This is a genomic window from Rathayibacter sp. AY1C6, assembly GCF_002931535.1.
Classification (GTDB): domain Bacteria; phylum Actinomycetota; class Actinomycetes; order Actinomycetales; family Microbacteriaceae; genus Rathayibacter.
In genome coordinates this window covers 1-18,320 of the sequence record NZ_PSWC01000032.1, presented here as the reverse complement: position 1 = coordinate 18,320, position 18,320 = coordinate 1, and the positions used below count along the sequence as shown (strand labels likewise).

Sequence of the window (18,320 nt, the reverse complement as noted above, 5' to 3'; positions counted from 1 at the left end):
TCACTCCGGTCATCCCGCCATCCTGCCCCGCGCCCGTGGAAGGATCGGCAGGACCCGCCCGCGACCGCACGGAGTGAACCATGCACGACCACGAGATCCTCCGACAGCTGCGCGACGCGCTCGGCGACGCGGTCCTGACCGAGGGCCCCGGGTTCGAGGCCGTGCACACCGACAAGTCGGGCTTCTCCGCACCGGGTCGCGCGCTCGCGCTCGTCGCTGCCCGCTCGGTCGAGGACGTGCAGGCGGCGCTGCGCATAGCGACGGAGCACCGGCTCCCGGTCGTGCCGCGCGGAGCGGGAACGGGCCTCGCTGCCGGGGGAGTGGCGAGCGAGGGAGCGCTCGTCCTCTCGACCGCCGCCATGGACCGCATCCTCGAGGTGTCGCTCGAGGACGAGCTGGCGGTGGTCGAGCCCGGGGTCATCAATCAGGCGCTGTCGGACGCCGTCGCTCCGCACGGCCTCGTCTTCTCGCCCGACCCCGCGAGCCGCGCGATCTCGAGCATCGGCGGCAACATCGCGACGAACGCCGGGGGGCTGCTGTGCGCCAAGTACGGCGTGACCCGCGAGGCGGTGCTCGGGTTGACGGTCGTCCTCCCCGATGGACGCCTGCTCCGCACCGGCCGCCGCAGCGTGAAGGGAGTCACCGGGTACGACCTCACCGCGCTCCTGACCGGCTCCGAGGGGACGCTGGGCGTCATCGTGGAGGCCACCGTGAAGCTCCGCCCGATCCCGACCGGGCGCGTGGTCACGGTCGGCGCGTACTTCCCGAGCGTCGTCGCCGCGGCCGCCGCCTCCGCTGCGATCACCGCCGCGCGGCTCCGTCCCGCGGTGATGGAGCTGATAGACGAGGCGGCGCTCGCCGCGATCTCGCGCTACACCGGAGCGGCCCTGGACCGCGGTGCCGCCTACCTCCTCGTCCAGACGGACGGCGGAGGAGCGGCGGAGGAGTCGCAGCGCGTCCTCGAGATCGTGACCGCCTCCGGGGGCGCCGCCGAGGCGACCGAGGACCCGGCCGAGGGCGAGGCTCTGCTGGCCGTCCGCCGGGCCTTCCACCCGGCGCTCGAGGCGGAGGGCCGGGTGCTGATCGAGGACGTCTGCGTGCCCCGCTCGGCGCTGCCGGCGATGTTCGCGGCGATCCGCGGCATCGAGGAGCGGACGGGGCTCAGCATCCCCACCGTCGCCCACGCGGGGGACGGGAACCTCCATCCGAACTTCGTGCTGCCCGCGGGGGACGGACCCGTGGGGGAGGACGTCTGGGGCGCCGCGGCGGAGCTCTTCCGCACGGCCCTGGCCCTCGGCGGCACGCTCACGGGCGAGCACGGCGTGGGACTGCTCAAGCGGCGCTGGCTGGCGGAGGAGCTGGGCGAGGACTCGCTGGCGCTCCAGCGCGGGATCAAGGCCGTGTTCGACCCGCTGGGGATCATGAACCCGGGGAAGGTCTTCTGAGGAGGGCGCCCCGGGCTACAGCAGCTCTGCCGTGATCATCGAGGCGGTGAGCACGATCGTCGCCGCGGACATGAGCCAGTAGAGGACCGTCTCGCGCCAGGACCCGGCGGAGCCCAGCACGGGCAGCGCGGCGTAGCCGCCGGTGGTCCAGACGTGGCGCAGCGGTGTCCGGCGCAGGCGCCGCGGCAGGCGCACGCGCAGCGGCCACAGCCAGTTGATCCCGCCGGTCGTGAGGGCGTCGCCGGCCACGTGCACGAGGTAGCCCAGCGTCGCGGCGACCCGGAGCCACGCCCAGGTGCCGTCGGCGAGCGCGACGAGCAGGACCGTGACGACCGTCGCCCCGGCCCAGGCGATGCGCCAGGAGGGGGCGGCCCGGACGGCCTTCGCGGCGAACGCGAGGGCGGGCAGCGTGAGCACGGCGGCCACGGCAACGGGGCCGACGACCGGCACCGGGAAGCGCAGCGCCGTGAGCACCGGCACCAGGTACCAGACGACGGCGACCGCGAGCAGCGAGTGCATCCCGTGCCGGTGCCCTCCGCTGATCCGGCCCGCGGTCGCCGTGAGCAGGGAGGCGCCCGGCGCCGAGCGGGAGACGGTCGCGCTCGCGTGGTCCGCGTCGGGCACCAGGGCCCAGCCGGCGGCGACTCCGAGGCCGACCAGTCGGAGGTCGAGCGGGAGACCCGCGAGGCCGAGGGGCCCGGCGACGGCGGGCACGGAGGCGGCGACGGCCCAGGCGAGCGCACCGGAGACGGCGTGCGAGCGGCCCATCATCGCGGGTCGGCTCCTTCGACTGGGCGCTGCGACGACGGAGGACGGCCGCGGCGGGACGAGAGAACCCCCGGCCGAGTGCATGAGCAAGGACCGGGGGTGAGGGTGGGCGATACCGGACTCGAACCGATGACCTCTTCCGTGTGAAGGAAGCGCGCTACCAACTGCGCCAATCGCCCAGGGGGACGTACTGGACGACCCGAGAGACGATCGTAGCGGATCCGCGGGGCCCGGATGCACCGCCGACGCCCGCCACGCCCGGGTGAACGGACGGCGACGAGCCGGTTTCGCGCGGAAAGACGCGGATCGGACTCCGAGCGGCGGGATCGGCGTCCGCTCGATTTGGATTCCGGCGCCGCTGTCGTATACATTCTTCTAGGTCGAGCCGGGCAGCGAAAGCGCCGGACAGGCAGCACGACAGCACGACACGCAAGACGGCAACACCAGTACGACCTACATGCGGATGTGGCGCAGCGGTAGCGCATCACCTTGCCAAGGTGAGGGTCGCGAGTTCGAATCTCGTCATCCGCTCGAACACCGGTCCTCGGACCGGCGTCATCGGGACGGTACCCTCGGGTGCCTCCCACCTGGTCGGCCCTCGGGCCGCCGACACCGAATCCCGTACACGGTGGATTGGCCGAGAGGCGAGGCAGCGGCCTGCAAAGCCGTATACACGGGTTCGAATCCCGTATCCACCTCGATCGTTCACCGAACGAGGCGCTCCGCACGGAGCAACGGGCGATTGGCGCAGCGGTAGCGCGCTTCCCTGACACGGAAGAGGTCACTGGTTCGATCCCAGTATCGCCCACCACGAGAACCCCCGGCCCCTGGCCGGGGGTTCTGTCGTTCCCGGCTCCGGCGCTACCCTCGCAGGATGCCCGCCCCGATCCCCGTCGACGACCAGGGCACCCTCCTGCGGCTCGTCTCGCGGGACGACGGACCGGCCCTCGCCGCCGCGTACCGGCGCAACCGCCGGCACCTCGCGCCCTGGGAGCCGACGCGCTCGACCCGCTTCTTCGAGGCGGGGGGCCAGACCGACGCCGTCGCGGACGCGCTCGCCGCGCACCGGGCCGGCAGCGTCCTCCCGCTCGTCCTGGACGCGGGCGGCGTGATCGTCGGTCGGCTGACTCTCGCGAACATCGTCCGCGGCGCCTTCGACAGCGGCGATCTCGGCTACTGGCTCGACAGCGGTCTGCAGGGCCGCGGCGTGATGACCCGCGCGGTCGGAGCCGTCCTGCGCACCGCGCGTGAGGATCTGGGGCTGCACCGCGTGCAGGCCGGGACGCTCCTCCACAACGTCGGATCGCAGACCGTGCTGCAGCGCAACGGCTTCGAGCGGATCGGCGTCGCGCGGCGCTACCTGCGGATCGCCGGGGAGTGGCAGGACCACGTCCTCTTCCAGGCGCTTCTCGAGGGCTGCCCGCTCCAGCCTCCGCCGACTCCGCTCGTCTAGGGTGAGCGGCGCCGGCCTTCTCCCGGCGCTCCGAGCGGGAGGGACGCGCCCATGACCACGCGGCACATCGGCGGACGAGAGTTCGACTTCGAGCGGCAGGTGGCCGTGATGGCGGTCGTGAACCGCACGCCCGACTCCTTCTACGACAAGGGCTCCACCTTCGCCCTGGACAGCGCTATCGCGGCCGCCGTGCGCGCCGCGGAGCTCGGCGCCGACTGGGTCGACATCGGCGGAGTGCCGTTCGGCCGCGGCCCCGCCGTCACGCTCCAGGAGGAGCTCGACCGGGTCGTCCCCGTCGTGGCGGGCATCGCGGAGCGGAGCGACGTGGTCGTCTCGGTGGACACGACGAGCGCCGAGGTCGCGCGCGCGAGCATCGCCGCGGGCGCCTCCGTCATCAACGACACGAGCGGGCTGCACGACCCCCGGATGCTCGAGGTCGTCGCCTCCTCCTCCGCCCAGCTCGTCATCACCCACAGCGTGGGCGCCCCCCGCAGCGAGCCGGAGAGACCCGAGTACGACGACGTCGTGGCGACCGTGGTCGACCATCTGCGGAGCCGCGTCGATCGCGCGCTCTCGGGCGGAGTGCCTGCCGGGAGGATCATCGTCGATCCGGGTCACGACCTGAACAAGAACACCCTGCACACGCTCGAGCTCACCCGCCGGCTGGGCGAGGTGGCCGCGCTCGGCTTCCCGGTGCTCGCCGCGGTGTCCAACAAGGACTTCATCGGCGAGGCGCTGGACCGGCCGCAGGGGGAGCGCCTCGAGGGCTCCCTCGCCGCCGCGGTGATCTGCATCCTGAACGGTGCGCGGATCGTGCGCATGCACGACGTGCGCCAGGCGGTGGACGCCGTGCGGATGACGGAGGCGGTGCTGGGCTGGCGGGCGCCCGTCTTCCTCCGCCACAACGTGGAGCCGGCGGCGTGAGCGCCCGCATCGACGGCCTGTCGCCGGCCGGGCAGGACCTGTCCGACGAGGCTCTGCTGGCCCTCTACGCGGACGGGGCGGGCGAGGAGTGGCTCCGGGTCAACTTCGTCGCGAGCGTCGACGGCGCGGTCACCCGTGACGGCGTCTCGGGCGATCTCGGGGGCGCGGCGGACCTGCGCGTGTTCGACCTGCTCCGCCGGCTCGCCGACGTCGTGCTCGTCGCGGCCGGCACGGTGCGGACCGAGGGCTACGGCCCGATGGTGCTGAGCGACGAGTCCGTGCGGTCCCGGCTCGGCACCGGGCTCGCCCCGCAGCCCGTCTTCGCGATCGTCTCGGGGTCGCTCGACCTCGATCCCGACTCGCGGATCTTCACCGAGGCGCCGGTGCGCCCGATCGTCGTGACCACCGGCTCCTCGCCGGCCCGCCGCCGCGCGGAGCTCGCCGAGGTCGCCGACGTGCTCGTCTGCGGCGACGCAGAGCTCGACGCGACGCGGATGCGGGCGCAGCTCGCGGAGCGGGGGCTCGGCAGGATCCACTGCGAGGGCGGTCCGTCGCTGCTCGGGACCCTCCTCGCCGCGGACGCCGTCGACGAGCTCTGCCTGACCGTCGCTCCGACGCTCGAGGCGGGGGACTCCGGGAGGCTCGCCCGCGGCGACGTCCCCGGACCGCGCCCGCAGCACCTGGCGCACGTGCTCAGCGCCGGCGACACGCTGCTCCTGCGCTACCTCCGCCGGCGCTGACCCGCGCTACTCGCGGCGCCGCTCGTTCCCGTCGCGCTTGGCCTCGGAGGCCGGACGGGCGGCGATCACGGGGTGGGCGCCGGTGAAGCCGTCACGGGCGGACGCGATCGCCAGGATGCGCGGCTTCGCGACGTGCCAGCCCACGATCAGGGCGGGCACGCCGACCACCGCGACGATCCCCACGGTCCAGGTGCCGGTCGGGAAGTCGACGGCGATGAGGACCACCACGATCACCAGGAACGCCAGGGTGAGCCACGAGGTCACCGGGGCGCCGGGCATCCGGAAGGACGGGCGCTCCAGGCGCCCCTGGGCCGCCCAGCGCTGCAGCTGCATCTGGCAGAGGACGATCATGCCCCAGCCCGTGACGATGCCCAGCGCCGAGACGTTGAGGACGATCTCGAAGGCCTCGGACGGCACGAAGAGGTTCAGCACGATCCCGATCAGGGTGATGCTCGCCGTGAGCAGGATGCCGCCGTAGGGGACGCCCTGCTTGTTCATCCGGCCGGTGAAGGCGGGGGCGGAGCCGTTGAGCGCCATGGAGCGGAGGATGCGGCCGGTCGAGTAGAGCCCGGCGTTGATGCTGGAGAGCGCGGCCGTCAGCACGACGAAGTTCATGATCGATCCGGCGATCTCGCCCGAGGAGCCGTCGCCCAGCGAGCTGAAGAACGTGACGAACGGGCTCTCGCCCTTCGAGTAGGCCGTGTAGGGCAGCAGCAGCGTCAGCAGCAGCACCGAGCCGACGTAGAAGACGGCGATGCGCAGGATGACCGAGTTGATCGCGCGCGGGATGACCTTCGCCGGCTCCGCGGTCTCGCCCGCCGCCGTGCCGACAAGCTCGACTCCGGAGTAGGCGAACACCACGCCCTGGACGACCAGGACGCTGGCGATCAGGCCGCCGGGCAGGATGCCGCCGTTGTCGTTCCAGAGGCTGATCCCGGGGTCCACGGAGACGCCGCCGGACTGCAGCGGCCAGCCCGCGGCGAGCACGACGACGCCGATCACCAGGAAGACCACCAGCGCCGTGACCTTGATGAGCGCGAACCAGAACTCCAGCTCCCCGAAGACCTTGACCGAGACGAGGTTCAGCGAGAGCACGACGACCAGGGCGATGAGTGCGAGGAGCCACTGGGGCACGGAGGAGAAGAGCGACCAGTACTTCACGTACAGGGCCACCGCGGTGACGTCGGCGATCGCGGTCATCGCCCAGTTCAGGAAGTACATCCATCCGGCGACGAAGGCGGCCTTCTCGCCCAGGAACTCGCGGGCGTAGGAGATGAAGGAGCCCGAGCTCGGCCGGTGCAGGACCAGCTCGCCGAGCGCGCGGAGGATCAGGTAGGCGAAGACGCCGCAGACCGCGTACACGACGACGAGCGAGGGACCGGCGGTGGCGAGTCGGCCGCCCGCGCCGAGGAAGAGGCCGGTGCCGATCGCGCCGCCGATGGCGATCATCTGCAGCTGCCGGGGCTTGAGCCCGGGACGGTAGCCCTCCTGCTCCTTCGAGAAGTCGGGCTGCACGGGCCCGCGGTCGTCGTCGCTCTGCGTCACGGGGGCTCCCTCGTCACCGGATCGCGCCGGGCGGCTGCTCCGGCACGCCCGTCAGGGTAAGGGCGCGCTGCTCGGAGGAGGCGGGTGGCGCGGTCCGCGGCATGCGGATCCTCTCAGGATCGGGGCGCCTACCCTGAGGGCATGAGCGGTCCGGACCTCGCACGGCAGTCCTCGCTCGAGGGCGTCCGGATCCCGTCGCCGGCGAGGCGCCTGAACGGCGGCACCGATCCGGCGCTCGTCTGGCGCAACGAGCTCGACGGGCTGACCTTCCGCGTGGACGCCGGGTACCTGAAGTGGAATCCCCGGTCCACGGGCGTCGACCTCCGTCGCGAGATCGCGCGTCTGCGCTAGCTGGAGGGGCGGATCGACGCGCCCCGGATCCTGGAGGCGGGCGAGGACGAGGAGGGGCAGTGGCTCCTCACCGCACCGCTGGCCGGGCGGAGCGCCGTCGACCCGGAGTGGACAGCCCGGCCGGAGGAGGCCGTCCGCGCGATCGCGGCCGGCCTGCGGGCGGTCCACGCGCTCCCCGTCGACGCGGTGCCCGAGGAGCTGCGCGACGACTCCTGGTTCGCGCGCCGGCCGTCGGCGCTCGGCGCGGCTCCGGAGCTCGTGGACCCCGTCGTGGTGCACGGCGACGCGTGCGCTCCGAACACGCTCGTCGACGACGACGGACGCTGGAGCGGCACGGTCGACGTCGGCGACCTGGGCGTGGGTGACCGCTGGGCGGATCTGGCGGTCGCCGCCGTCAGCCTCGGCTGGAACTACGGCCCCGGCCACACCCCGCTGCTCCTCGCGGAGTACGGAGCGGATCCGGACGACGAGCGCGCGGCCTACTACCGCGCGCTCTGGTCGTCCGAGTCCTGAGTCACTTCTTCTTCGCGGCCTCGTCGTCCTGGGCCGTGCCCTCGTCGCTGCGGTTCTCGCTCGCCAGCCGCAGCCAGCGCCCGTCGCGGACGTCCTTCTCGTGCACTGCCGCCTTCTTGTCGCTCGCGGCGGTGTCGCGCGGGGGGAGCTGGATGGTCTCCTCCGCCTCGATGCCCGCCTGCAGCTCGCGTCCGCGCTCGAGTTCGGCGTCGAACTCCGCGCCGAAGAGCAGTGCGATGTTGGTGATCCAGATCCAGAGGAGGAAGACGATCACCGCGCCGAGCGAGCCGTAGGTCTTGTTGTAGTTGGAGAAGTTGGCCACGTAGAACGCGAAGCCGGTCGAGGCGATCAGCCAGATCGCCAGGGCGACGATCGATCCGATGCTGATCCAGCGGAACTTCGGCTGGCGGATGTTGGGCGCCCAGTAGTACAGGGTCGCGACGATCACGATCGCGATGACCACGAGCACCGGCCATTTCGCGATGTTCCACACGGTGAGGGCGGCGGGCCCGAGGCCCACGACGTCGCCGACGGCGGTCGCGACCGGTCCGCTGAGCACCAGGATGAGCGCCGCGATCACGATCAGGACGACCGTCACCACGGTCACGCCGAGCATCGTCGGGCGGAGCTTCCAGAAGGGGCGCCCCTCGTCGATCTGGTAGACGCGGTTCATCGCGCGGCCGAAGGCGCCGACGTAGCCGGAGGCGGACCAGATCGCTCCGACGACACCGGTCACGAAGGCGAGACCCGCGGCGGAGGAGCTGGTCAGCGCCTGGATCGGGTCGCGCAGCAGGTCGACGACCTCGCTCGACGCGAGGTTCCCGATCAGGTCGAGCACCAGATCGGTGGTGGCCTGCGCCTGGCCGAAGAGCCCCAGCACCGACACGATCGCGAGCAGGGCGGGGAAGAGCGCGAGCACGGCGTAGTAGGTGAGCGCGGCGGCGAGGTCGGTGCACTGGTCCGCGCCGAACTCGCGAGCCGTCTTCTTGAGGACGTAGAACCAGGAGCGCCTGGTGATGTCGGTGACATCGTCGGGCTTCCGGGAATCGTCGGGATCGGGCGCTGTCTTCTCGCGGGTCGTGCTCTGCTCGGCCATGCGGACACGCTACGGGGCCGACAGTCGTCGGACGGCCCCCTTGACGGCGCGGCCGTTCGTGTCGCGGGTCAGGCCCGGCGCTGGCGCGCAGCGGCGAGGGTGCCGAAGAGGAGGAAGGAGCAGGTCGCGGCGAGGACGGTCAGCAGGGGAGCCTCCCAGCCGCCGCTCGCGTCGTGCGCGAAGCCGATGACGGTCGGGGCGGTGGCGGCCACGGCGTAGCCGATCCCCTGCACCGTGGCCGAGAGCCGCGACGCGTGAGCGTCGGAGCGGGAGAGCCGCACGACGAGCACGAAGACCACCGTGAATCCTCCGCCCTGGGCCGCGCCGCCCAGCACGCACCAGAGCGCCCAGAGCTGCGGCGCGAGCAGCAGCCCCGCCGGCACCGTGCACCAGAGGAGGCCGACGAGCACGATGCCCCCCAGGGGTCCGAGCCTCCGGACCAGGAGCGGGACGCCGAGGGCGCCGGCGACCGCGGCGAGCTGGAACACCGAGGCGCTCGCGCCCGCGGTCGCGATCGAGAAGCCGTTGCGGTCGACGAGCAGCGAGGGGAGCCACGCCGTCACTCCGTAGTACGAGAACGCCTGGCTCGAGAAGCAGAGCGCGAGCGCCAGCACGGTCGCGCTGCGGAAGATCCGCGGAGCCGGTGCGGCCGGTGCGCGGTCGGCGCGGGCCGGGCGGGGAGTCGGACGCAGGGCCGCCCGAGGCCCTACGGCCACGAGCCAGCCGGCCAGAGCGAGGGCGTTGAGGGCGAGCCAGACGAGCAGGGCGCCGCGCCAGCCGAGCGCCAGAGCGAGCGGAGCGGTGCCGAGCGAGGTGATCGTCGAGCCGACGTTGAGGGCTGCGGTGTAGACGCCCGTCGTGAGGTCGACGCGCTCGGGAGCGACGTCCCGCCGGATCACGACGGGGAGGACGACGTTGCCGATCGTGATGGAGACGCCGATCAGGATGGTGCCCGCCACGGCCGGTCCCACGTCGCCGATCGATCGGACGATCGTGCCGAGCGCGACGCCGATCACCGTGACGGTCACGGCGGCGTCGGGTCCCGCGCGGCGGATCACCAGGAGGGCGAGCGGAGTCGCCAGGGCGAAGCAGAGCACGGGGATGCTGGTGAGGATCCCCGCCTGGCCCGCGGACAGCGCGAGGTCCTCGCGCACCGCGTCGATGATGGGCGCGACGGCGACGATCGGACCGCGCAGGACCAGCGCGACCAGGGCGACCGCCACGACGAGGAGCCAGGGAGCGCTCCGGCGCGCGGTCATCGGGGCGTCGAGGGCCGCGGCACCCCGGTCAGCCGGCCAGGCCGGGGACCCCGGCCGAGAGGTTGCCGACGATGGTGAAGACGCCCGACACCAGACCGAGGATCCCGGTGACGAGTCCGGCCGTCGCGAGCCCGCGACCGCCTCCGACGAGCGGTGCGGCCGCCCGGCCCTTCGCCGAGAAGACGATGGCGAGGATCGAGGGGATCAGCAGCGGATTGATCAGCAGGCTCAGGACGCCGAGCACGAGGCTCGCGATCGCCATGGGGTTGCGGCCCGCCGCGGAGGACGGGGCGGACGGATAGGCGTACAGCTCCCGCTCCGGAGCGCCCGGGGGCGTGCCGTAGGCGGGAGCGGGCGCCGAGGAGGACGGGCGGGACCGGTCCGTCCACGCCGCGCCGTCCCAGTAGAGCTCCGAGCCGAGGTCGGCCGGGTGCGGGTACCACCCGGGCGCGGGCAGCGGAGCGGAGTCGTCGGGCATGGGGCGAGTCTAGAGCGGCGCCGATCAGCTCTTGGGCTGCTCGAAGCCGAGCGCGTTCCCGTCGGGATCGAGGATCCAGGCCGCCCAGACGCTGCCGCGGTCGGCCACGCCGTTCTCGGTGCGCAGCTCGTCGCTGTCGTAGTCCTCCGGAGCCACGCCCCGAGTCGCCAGCGCGTCCAGCTCGGCGCGCAGGTCGGCCACCCGCCAGGCGGCCTTGGTCTGCTCGTCCTTCGAGCCCGTGGTGCTGGCGGTGACGGTGAGCCGGGTGCCGCCGCAGGAGTAGGCGATCGCCGACTCGCTCTCCTCGAGGACCTCCAGTCCCAGGGAGCCGGCGTAGAAGGCGCGGGAGGCGGCGAGGTCGCGGGAGAGCAGAACGGGGCCGATGGGGGAGTCGGAGAGCACGGTGAGTCCTTTCGTCGGTGGGCCTCCAGTCGACGCCCGCTGCGGCCCGGCGCGGAAGGGGTTGCCACCGGGCCGGCCGGAGGGGGCGGGCGCGGCAGAATGGCCTCGGCCGTGCCCCTCGCGCGGCCGGGAGGAGCCCTCATGAGCTGGACCATCGACGAGGTGGCGTGGACCCACCCGGACGCCGAGCGTCTGCGCGACGCGCAGCGGCGCGAGCTCGACGAGCGCTACGGCAACGACGACCACGAGCCCGGCACGCCGCCCTCGGCCGACGACGTGCCCGTCTTCCTCGTCGCCCGCAACGCGAGCGGCACGGCGGTGGCCTGCGGCGGACTGCGGCCTCTCGACGACGACGTCCTCGGACCGGGGGCGATCGAGGTGAAGCGGATGTTCGCCGACCGCGCCGCCCGCGGCACCGGAGCGGCCACGGCCGTCCTGCGCGCGCTCGAGGCGCGGGCGGCCGCTCTGGGCACGACGCGCCTGGTGCTGGAGACCGGGACGCTCCAGCCCGACGCGATGCGGTTCTACCTCCGGGAGGGCTACCACGCCATCCCGCCGTTCGGCGCCTACATCGGGTCCGAGCACTCGGTCTGCTACGCCCGCGATCTCGCTCCCGGCGCCTGAGCGTCAGCGGCGCAGGGTCTCCACCGGGTACTCGCCGAAGCGGCGGTGGTACGCCCCCGAGAAGCGGCCCTGGTTGAGGAAGCCCCAGCGCGCGGAGACGGCGCGCACGGTCTCCTCGCCCGGAGCGCCCTCGCGCAGCTCGACGCGCGCCCGGTCGAGACGCACGCCGCGCAGGTAGCCGAGCGGAGTGTCGCCGAAGTGCCTCCGGAACGCGGCCTGCAGCGCCCGCGGAGTGAGCCCCGCCGCTGTCGCGATGTCGGACACGGTGACGGGCGACGCGGCGAACGCGTGCAGGAACTCGGCGGCACGCAGCAGGTGCTCGAGCCCCGGCCGCAGCACCTGCGCCGGAACGACGACCGGCCGGTGCGCGAAGGTCGCGAGCAGGTGCAGAGCGACGCCGCGCTCGGCCGCCACGAGCTGCAGCGCTGTCGCCTCGCGGCCCGACCGGAGGACGCCCGCGAAGTCGTCGACCGCCCGCCACCAGCCCGGGAGTGCCGACGCGGAGGCGATCGAGCGGTGGTCGAAGACGAGCGGCAGCGGCACGCCGTCGCCGGCCTCGGACGCGACCTGCTCGAGGAGGCCGGCGGCCACGTGCACGAGCCGCTGCTGGAAGTCTCGGCTGACGAACTCGAACGGACGCGCGCTGGGGAACACGACCGGCCGCCCCGGCAGATGGACGATCCGATCGCCCTCCGGGTCCACCACGCTCGTGCCGGAGAGGAACCACGAGACGACGTACTCGCCCGCCGGACGCAGCCCCCCGGACACGGAGCCCCGGAACACCGACGTCCGCAGGCTCACGCCCTCGCTCCCGGAGACGTCGTAGCGGAAGGAGAAGGGCCGCTCGACCGGTTCCGTCCGGAATCCCGACCCGCCGTAGCCGTCCGAGTAGAAGCGCCGCGCCTCCTCCAGGTCGGCCCCGGAGCGCGTGAAGCGCTGCAGCGCAGGACCGGCACCCATCGGACCAGGATGCCACCTGGACGGATTGCGCACCGGTCGCCCCCGCGCCCCTCTCCGGGGCACGTCCTGTCGGCAGGGTGACGGGGTCGGACGACACGGACGGAGACGCATGGAGATCAGCGCACGCAGACTCGCGGCACGCGACGCGGTGGCCGTCGTCGCCGTGCTCGCCGCACTCGAGGGGGCGCTCGCCGTGGACTCCCTGCCGCCCGGCCTGGAGGAGGTCCTCCTGCACCAGCTCGAGCGCAGCTCGCTCGTGCTCCCCGGCGCCGACCGGGACGAGCTCTCCTCCGCTCTGCGCGCGCTCGGCGTCCGCGTGCGCGACGCGCTCGGGTAGAGGCCGCCGCCGACTACAGTCGAGGGGTCAACCGAGCCCGAGGAGTGCCCGCACGTGTCGAACGAACCGTCGAATCCCGCAGAGAACGAGTCCCACTCGGTCGTCACCGAGGCGGGCACGGGATTCACGCACTTCACCGACCGGGCCGTGGTCGCGATCCGCGTCAACGGGGAGCTCAAGGACCTCGCCGCCGACGTCGTGCCGGGCGACCGCATCGAGCCGGTGCTCATCTCCTCGCCGGACGGGCTGAACATCCTCCGCCACTCCGCGGCCCACGTGCTCGCGCAGGCGGTGCAGCAGATCAACCCGGAGGCGAAGCTGGGCATCGGCCCGCCCGTCACCGACGGCTTCTACTACGACTTCGACGTCGAGGAGCCCTTCACGCCCGAGGCGATGAAGGCGCTCGAGAAGGCGATGGACCGCATCGTCCGCCAGGGCCAGCGGTTCGTGCGCCGCGTCGTCTCCGAGGAGGAGGCGCGCGCCGAGCTCGCCGGCGAGCCCTACAAGCTCGAGCTGATCGGGATCAAGGGCGGGGGAGCCGAGGACGAGAGCGTCGAGGTCGGCGGCGCCGAGCTCACCATCTACGACAACGTCGACCCGCGTTCCGGCGAGACGGTCTGGAAGGACCTCTGCCGCGGCCCGCATCTGCCCAACACCCGCATGATCGGCAACGGCTACGCCCTGACCCGCAACGCTGCCGCCTACTGGCGCGGCTCGGAGAAGAACCCGCAGCTGCAGCGCGTCTACGGCACCGCGTGGCCCACGAAGGACGAGCTGCGCGAGCACCAGGCCCGCCTCGAGGAGGCGGCGCGCCGCGACCACCGCAAGCTCGGCCACGAGCTCGACCTGTTCTCCTTCCCGGACGAGATCGGCTCCGGCCTCGCGGTCTTCCACCCCAAGGGCGGGATCATCCGCTACGAGATCGAGCAGTACATGCGCGAGCAGCTGCTCGCCCACGACTACGAGCTCGTCTACACGCCGCACATCACCAAGGGCGACCTGTTCCTCACGAGCGGGCACCTGCAGTGGTACTCCGAGGGGATGTTCCCCCCGATGCACCTCGACGAGCTGCAGGACGAGGACGGCAACGTCACCCGCCAGGGCCAGGACTACTACCTCAAGCCCATGAACTGCCCGTTCCACAACCTGATCTTCCGCTCGCGCGGCCGCAGCTACCGCGAGCTCCCGTTGCGCCTGGCCGAGTTCGGCACCGTGTACCGCTACGAGAAGAGCGGCACCCTGCAGGGCCTCACCCGCGTGCGCGGCCTGACCCAGGACGACGCCCACATCTACGTCGCGCAGGAGGACGTGTCGGCCGAGCTGACCCGCAACCTCGAGTTCGTGCTGCAGGTGCTGCGCGACTACGGCCTCGACGACTTCTACCTCGAGCTGTCCACGAACGAGGAGGGCAACCCGAAGTTCGTCGGTGCGCCCGAGCAGTGGGAGGAGGCGATCGAGTCGCTGCGCGCGGTCGCCGTCGCCTCCGGTCTCGAGCTGGTGCCGGATCCGGGAGGAGCGGCGTTCTACGGTCCGAAGATCTCGGTGCAGGCGCGCGACGCCATCGGCCGCACCTGGCAGATGTCGACCATTCAGCTCGACTTCAACCAGCCCGAGCGCTTCGAGCTCGAGTACACGGCCTCGGACGGCTCGAAGAAGCGGCCCGTGATGATCCACCGCGCGCTCTTCGGCTCCATCGAGCGCTTCTTCGCGATCCTCACCGAGCACTACGCCGGGGCGTTCCCGGTCTGGCTGTCGCCGGTCCAGGTCGTGGGCATCCCGATCGCCGACGAGTACCTGCCCTACCTCGAGGAGGTCGTCGGCGAGCTCAAGCGGTCGGGCATCCGCGCCGAGATCGACTACTCCAGCGACCGGATGCAGAAGAAGATCCGCAACGCCACGCTGCAGAAGGTGCCGTTCCAGATGATCGTGGGGGAGAAGGACCGCGACGCCGGAGCCGTCAGCTTCCGCTTCCGCGACGGCACGCAGGAGAACGGGATCCCGGTCGCCGACGCCGTCGCGCGCATCCGCGAGGCCGTCGCCTCGAAGGCGCAGGTCTGAGCGTGGGCGACGGCTGCGTGCCCGAGGGGGCGGAGGGCTCGGCGCACCTCGCCGGGGTTCCCGACGAGTTCCAGCGCCTGTGGACGCCGCACCGGATGGTCTACATCCAGAAGGGGCAGCCCGGAGCCGACGACTGCCCCTTCTGCGTGGCGCCGACGCTGAGCGACGAGGAGGCCCTCATCGTCGCCCGCGGGGAGCACGCCTACGTTCTGCTGAACCTGTTCCCGTACAACTCCGGCCACCTCCTGGTCTGCCCGTACCGGCACATCCCGCTCTACGACGAGGCCACTCCCGAGGAAGTGGCCGAGATCGGAGCGCTCACGCAGACGGCCATGCGCGTCGTCCGCTCGGTTTCGAACAACGACGGCTTCAACCTCGGGATGAACCAGGGCGCGGTCGCGGGAGCGGGGATCGCCGCGCACCTGCACCAGCACGTGGTTCCGCGCTGGGCGACCGACGCGAACTTCTTCCCGATCATCGCCCGCACGAAGGCGCTCCCGCAGCTGCTCGGCGACGTGCGGGCGAGCCTCGCGGCGGCCTGGCCGAGCCTCTAGACCGCCGCCCGGCCCCCTGTCCAGCGCCGCGGACGGTGGGTGCCGTCTCGTAGACTCGGAGCTGCCGTCGGCGGAAGTCGCCGCACAGAACAGGACTCGCGAACATGACCGACACCACCACTCCGTCCTCGTCCGCTCCCGAGCAGTTCGGCTCGAGCCGCGTCAAGCGCGGTCTCGCCGAGATGCTCAAGGGCGGCGTCATCATGGACGTCGTCGACGCCGATCAGGCCCGCATCGCGGAGGACGCCGGCGCGGTCGCCGTCATGGCGCTCGAGCGCGTCCCCGCCGACATCCGCTCGCAGGGCGGCGTCGCACGCATGAGCGACCCCGACCTGATCGACGGCATCGTCTCCGCCGTGTCGATCCCCGTCATGGCGAAGGCGCGCATCGGCCACTTCGTCGAGGCGCAGATCCTGCAGGAGCTCGGCGTCGACTACATCGACGAGTCCGAGGTCCTCTCGCCCGCCGACTACGTGAACCACATCGACAAGTGGAACTTCACCGTCCCCTTCGTCTGCGGAGCGACCAACCTGGGCGAGGCGCTGCGCCGCATCACCGAGGGCGCAGCGATGATCCGCTCGAAGGGCGAGGCCGGCACCGGCGACGTCTCCGAGGCGACCAAGCACATCCGCACGATCTCCGGCGAGGTCAACCGCCTGAAGGCGATGACCAAGGACGAGCTCTACGTCGCCGCGAAGGAGCTGCAGGCCCCCTACGACCTGGTCGTCGAGATCGCCCGGACCGGCAAGCTCCCCGTCGTCCTCTTCACCGCCGGCGGGGTCGCGACCCCGGCCGACGCGGCGCTGATGATGCAGCTGGGCGCCGACGGCGTGTTCGTCGGCTCCGGCGTCTTCAAGTCGGGCGAGCCCGCCAAGCGCGCGGCCGCGATCGTGAAGGCGACCACCTTCTTCGACGACGCGAAGGTCGTCGCGGAGGCCTCGCGCGGCCTGGGCGAGGCGATGGTCGGCATCAACGTGGCCGACGTGCCCGCGCCGCACCGCCTCGCCGAGCGTGGCTGGTAGCGCCGACGCGCCGCTCGCCGGCGCAGGATCGACGCGGGAGTCCCTCGAGGGGCTCCGCGTCGGGGTCCTCGCGCTGCAGGGCGACTTCCGCGAGCACGCGCACGTCCTGCGCGAGCTGGGCGCCGAGGTGGTGCTGGTGCGACGCCCGGAGGAGCTCGCCACCGTCGCGGGGCTGGTCATCCCGGGCGGCGAGTCCACGGTGATGGACAAGCTGTCGCGCCTCTTCGGCCTCGCGGAGCCGGTCGTCGAGGCGATCAGTGCGGGGATGCCCGTCTACGGGACCTGCGCCGGGCTGATCATGCTCGCCGACCGGGTCCTCGACCGCATCGACGGCCAGAGCAGCTTCGGCGGCCTGGACGTGTCGGTCCGGAGGAACGCGTTCGGCAACCAGCTCGACTCCTTCGAGACCGATCTCGACGTGCCGGCCATCGGCGATCCGCCGGTGCACGCGGTCTTCATCCGCGCACCGGTCGTGGAGGAGCTGGGGGAGCGGGCGACCGCGCTCGCCAGCGTCGCCGACGGGCGGGTGGTCGCGGTCGAGCAGGGCAACCTCCTCGGGACGGCGTTCCACCCCGAGATCACCGGCGACTACCGGTTCCACGAGCTGTTCCTGCGGAAGGTCGCGGCGACGCGCTTCGGCGACTGACCGGCTGCCGTCCACTCCGCCAGGGGTGGACGGTGCGGGACCCGCGGGCCAGGGTGGTCGCATGCCCGAACTCCCCGAGGTCCAGGCCCTCGCCCTCGATCTCGACGCGCGCCTGGGCGGACGCGTCCTCGAGCGGCTCGACGTGTTCGCGATCTCCGCCCTCAAGACCGTCGCCATCCCGCCGTCGGCTCTGTCCGGCGAGACCGTCCACGGAGTATCGCGGCACGGCAAGTTCCTCGACCTCGCAGTCGGCGAGGCCCACGTCCTCCTGCACCTCGCCCGCGCCGGCTGGGTCCGCTGGCGGCCCGAGCGGCCGACGGCGCCGGCGAAGCCCGGCCGGGGACCGCTCGCCGCGCGGCTCGTCCTCGACGACGGGTCGGGGTTCGACGTGACGGAGGCCGGCACCAAGAAGAGCCTCGCGCTCTCGATCGTCGCCGATCCGCTCGACGTCCCGGGCGTCGCCCGGCTGGGTCCCGATCCGCTGGACCCGGAGTTCACCGAGGAGATCCTCGGCGCGATCCTCGCCACGGCGGGCCGGGCGCAGGTGAAGGGCGTCCTCCGCGACCAGTCCCGCATCGCCGGCATCGGCAACGCCTACTCGGACGAGATCCTCCACGTGGCGCGCATGTCGCCCTTCAAGCCCGCCGCGCTCACCGCCGACGAGCTGGACCGCCTCTACGCGGCCCTCCGCTACACACTCGAGGAGGCGCTCGCCCGCGCCGAGGGCCTGCACGCGGCCGACCTCAAGCGCGAGAAGAAGCTCGGCATGCGCGTCCACGGCCGCACAGGAGAGGCGTGCCCCGTCTGCGGCGACACGATCCGCCAGGTGGTCTTCCACGACTCCACGCTCCAGTACTGCCCCACCTGCCAGACCGACGGCAGGATCCTCGCCGACCGGCTGCTGTCGCGGCTGATCAGATAGCGAGCCGGTCCCTGCCCGGCTCGCCGCGGTCGGCTTCCGGAGATGGCGGGGCGGGTGGAGCGGGTCGCGTCCGCCTACAGCGATCCGCTGGCACGCGGATCACTGGTTCGGCTGTGCTTGTGGCGAGCCGGTCCCTGCCCGTCTCGGCCCGAGCACCGAGCCTTCCGCGCCCGTCTCGCCGTCGACGAGCCGCCCTCCCGGCGCGCCCCCGCACTGCCGAACG

20 protein-coding genes and 4 tRNA genes are annotated in these 18,320 nt (G+C 72.6%); 16 read left to right on the top strand and 8 right to left on the bottom strand.

Annotation, left to right across the window (positions count from 1 at the left end; all coding sequences use genetic code 11):
• The first annotated feature begins 80 nt into the window (after positions 1-80).
• A complete protein-coding gene (locus C5D36_RS15240) occupies positions 81-1,445 on the top strand; it encodes an FAD-binding oxidoreductase (RefSeq protein WP_104296184.1) in 1,365 nt (454 codons plus the stop codon).
• A 15-nt stretch (positions 1,446-1,460) separates the two neighbouring features.
• On the opposite strand, the gene C5D36_RS15235 is transcribed toward C5D36_RS15240, so the two are convergent.
• Entirely contained in the window at positions 1,461-2,216 is a 756-nt protein-coding gene (locus C5D36_RS15235; protein ID WP_104269509.1) for a metal-dependent hydrolase, read from the bottom strand.
• 103 nt (positions 2,217-2,319) lie between these two features.
• A tRNA-Val gene (locus tag C5D36_RS15230) sits at positions 2,320-2,392 on the bottom strand.
• 280 nt (positions 2,393-2,672) lie between these two features.
• Here C5D36_RS15230 and C5D36_RS15225 point away from each other — a divergent pair.
• The 6 genes from C5D36_RS15225 to C5D36_RS15200 all read left to right on the top strand — a co-directional run bounded on the left by C5D36_RS15225 (position 2,673) and on the right by C5D36_RS15200 (position 5,330).
• A tRNA-Gly gene (locus C5D36_RS15225) sits at positions 2,673-2,744 on the top strand.
• 96 nt (positions 2,745-2,840) lie between these two features.
• A tRNA-Cys gene (locus C5D36_RS15220) sits at positions 2,841-2,911 on the top strand.
• A gap of 38 nt (positions 2,912-2,949) precedes the next feature.
• Positions 2,950-3,024 (top strand) — tRNA-Val (locus C5D36_RS15215).
• 63 nt (positions 3,025-3,087) lie between these two features.
• Positions 3,088-3,666: a GNAT family N-acetyltransferase gene (locus tag C5D36_RS15210; RefSeq protein WP_104296182.1), complete on the top strand. Its 579-nt coding sequence runs from the start codon at positions 3,088-3,090 to the stop codon at positions 3,664-3,666.
• Positions 3,667-3,717: 51 nt separating this feature from the next.
• Positions 3,718-4,590, top strand: coding sequence for a dihydropteroate synthase (gene folP, locus C5D36_RS15205; RefSeq protein WP_104246762.1), 873 nt, complete (start codon positions 3,718-3,720; stop codon positions 4,588-4,590).
• Positions 4,587-5,330, top strand: coding sequence for a pyrimidine reductase family protein (locus C5D36_RS15200; RefSeq protein ID WP_104296181.1), 744 nt, complete (start codon positions 4,587-4,589; stop codon positions 5,328-5,330). The genes folP and C5D36_RS15200 overlap by 4 nt, the downstream gene beginning before the upstream one ends.
• A gap of 6 nt (positions 5,331-5,336) precedes the next feature.
• Here the strand turns inward: C5D36_RS15200 and C5D36_RS15195 are convergent, their stop codons facing one another.
• Positions 5,337-6,875: an amino acid permease gene (locus tag C5D36_RS15195; RefSeq protein ID WP_258062962.1), complete on the bottom strand. Its 1,539-nt coding sequence runs from the start codon at positions 6,873-6,875 to the stop codon at positions 5,337-5,339.
• Between the two features lie 141 nt (positions 6,876-7,016).
• On the opposite strand from C5D36_RS15195, the gene C5D36_RS15190 reads away from it, so the two are divergent.
• Together C5D36_RS15190 and C5D36_RS17245 are read left to right on the top strand one after the other, a co-directional pair.
• Entirely contained in the window at positions 7,017-7,226 is a 210-nt protein-coding gene (locus C5D36_RS15190) for a hypothetical protein (RefSeq protein WP_104296180.1), read from the top strand.
• Between the two features lie 186 nt (positions 7,227-7,412).
• On the top strand, positions 7,413-7,739 hold the full coding sequence (locus C5D36_RS17245; protein ID WP_258062961.1) for a phosphotransferase: 327 nt from the start codon (positions 7,413-7,415) through the stop codon (positions 7,737-7,739).
• 1 nt (position 7,740) lies between these two features.
• Here C5D36_RS17245 and C5D36_RS15180 read toward each other — a convergent pair whose 3' ends face one another.
• The 4 genes from C5D36_RS15180 to C5D36_RS16960 all read right to left on the bottom strand — a co-directional run bounded on the left by C5D36_RS15180 (position 7,741) and on the right by C5D36_RS16960 (position 10,974).
• Positions 7,741-8,835: a YihY/virulence factor BrkB family protein gene (locus C5D36_RS15180; RefSeq protein WP_104296178.1), complete on the bottom strand. Its 1,095-nt coding sequence runs from the start codon at positions 8,833-8,835 to the stop codon at positions 7,741-7,743.
• A gap of 68 nt (positions 8,836-8,903) precedes the next feature.
• The gene (locus C5D36_RS15175) at positions 8,904-10,094 is read right to left on the bottom strand and encodes a CynX/NimT family MFS transporter (protein ID WP_104296177.1); all 1,191 of its coding nucleotides are present in this window, start codon (positions 10,092-10,094) and stop codon (positions 8,904-8,906) included.
• 28 nt (positions 10,095-10,122) lie between these two features.
• The gene (locus C5D36_RS15170) at positions 10,123-10,572 is read right to left on the bottom strand and encodes a DUF2510 domain-containing protein (RefSeq protein ID WP_104296176.1); all 450 of its coding nucleotides are present in this window, start codon (positions 10,570-10,572) and stop codon (positions 10,123-10,125) included.
• Between the two features lie 24 nt (positions 10,573-10,596).
• Positions 10,597-10,974 (bottom strand): VOC family protein, encoded by a 378-nt coding sequence (locus tag C5D36_RS16960; RefSeq protein WP_104233325.1) that lies wholly within the window; start codon positions 10,972-10,974, stop codon positions 10,597-10,599.
• Positions 10,975-11,115: 141 nt separating this feature from the next.
• Here C5D36_RS16960 and C5D36_RS15160 point away from each other — a divergent pair, with 141 nt between their 5' ends.
• A complete protein-coding gene (locus C5D36_RS15160) occupies positions 11,116-11,598 on the top strand; it encodes a GNAT family N-acetyltransferase (protein ID WP_104296189.1) in 483 nt (160 codons plus the stop codon).
• 3 nt (positions 11,599-11,601) lie between these two features.
• Here C5D36_RS15160 and C5D36_RS15155 read toward each other — a convergent pair whose 3' ends face one another.
• Positions 11,602-12,558, bottom strand: coding sequence for an AraC family transcriptional regulator (locus C5D36_RS15155; protein WP_104327523.1), 957 nt, complete (start codon positions 12,556-12,558; stop codon positions 11,602-11,604).
• 109 nt (positions 12,559-12,667) lie between these two features.
• Here C5D36_RS15155 and C5D36_RS15150 point away from each other — a divergent pair, with 109 nt between their 5' ends.
• From C5D36_RS15150 to C5D36_RS15125, 6 genes are all read left to right on the top strand, one after another.
• Positions 12,668-12,895, top strand: coding sequence for a hypothetical protein (locus tag C5D36_RS15150; protein ID WP_104296175.1), 228 nt, complete (start codon positions 12,668-12,670; stop codon positions 12,893-12,895).
• Positions 12,896-13,042: 147 nt separating this feature from the next.
• Positions 13,043-14,953: a threonine--tRNA ligase gene (thrS, locus tag C5D36_RS15145; protein WP_244230674.1), complete on the top strand. Its 1,911-nt coding sequence runs from the start codon at positions 13,043-13,045 to the stop codon at positions 14,951-14,953.
• A 2-nt stretch (positions 14,954-14,955) separates the two neighbouring features.
• Positions 14,956-15,507: an HIT domain-containing protein gene (locus tag C5D36_RS15140; RefSeq protein ID WP_258062960.1), complete on the top strand. Its 552-nt coding sequence runs from the start codon at positions 14,956-14,958 to the stop codon at positions 15,505-15,507.
• Positions 15,508-15,611: 104 nt separating this feature from the next.
• Positions 15,612-16,529 carry a pyridoxal 5'-phosphate synthase lyase subunit PdxS gene (gene pdxS, locus C5D36_RS15135; RefSeq protein ID WP_104224629.1) on the top strand — a complete coding sequence of 306 codons (918 nt, stop codon included), beginning with the start codon at positions 15,612-15,614 and terminating at the stop codon, positions 16,527-16,529.
• 73 nt (positions 16,530-16,602) lie between these two features.
• A complete protein-coding gene (pdxT, locus tag C5D36_RS15130) occupies positions 16,603-17,175 on the top strand; it encodes a pyridoxal 5'-phosphate synthase glutaminase subunit PdxT (RefSeq protein WP_244229657.1) in 573 nt (190 codons plus the stop codon).
• A gap of 61 nt (positions 17,176-17,236) precedes the next feature.
• The gene (locus C5D36_RS15125; protein ID WP_104296174.1) at positions 17,237-18,097 is read left to right on the top strand and encodes an Fpg/Nei family DNA glycosylase; all 861 of its coding nucleotides are present in this window, start codon (positions 17,237-17,239) and stop codon (positions 18,095-18,097) included.
• Positions 18,098-18,320: the final 223 nt, after the last annotated feature.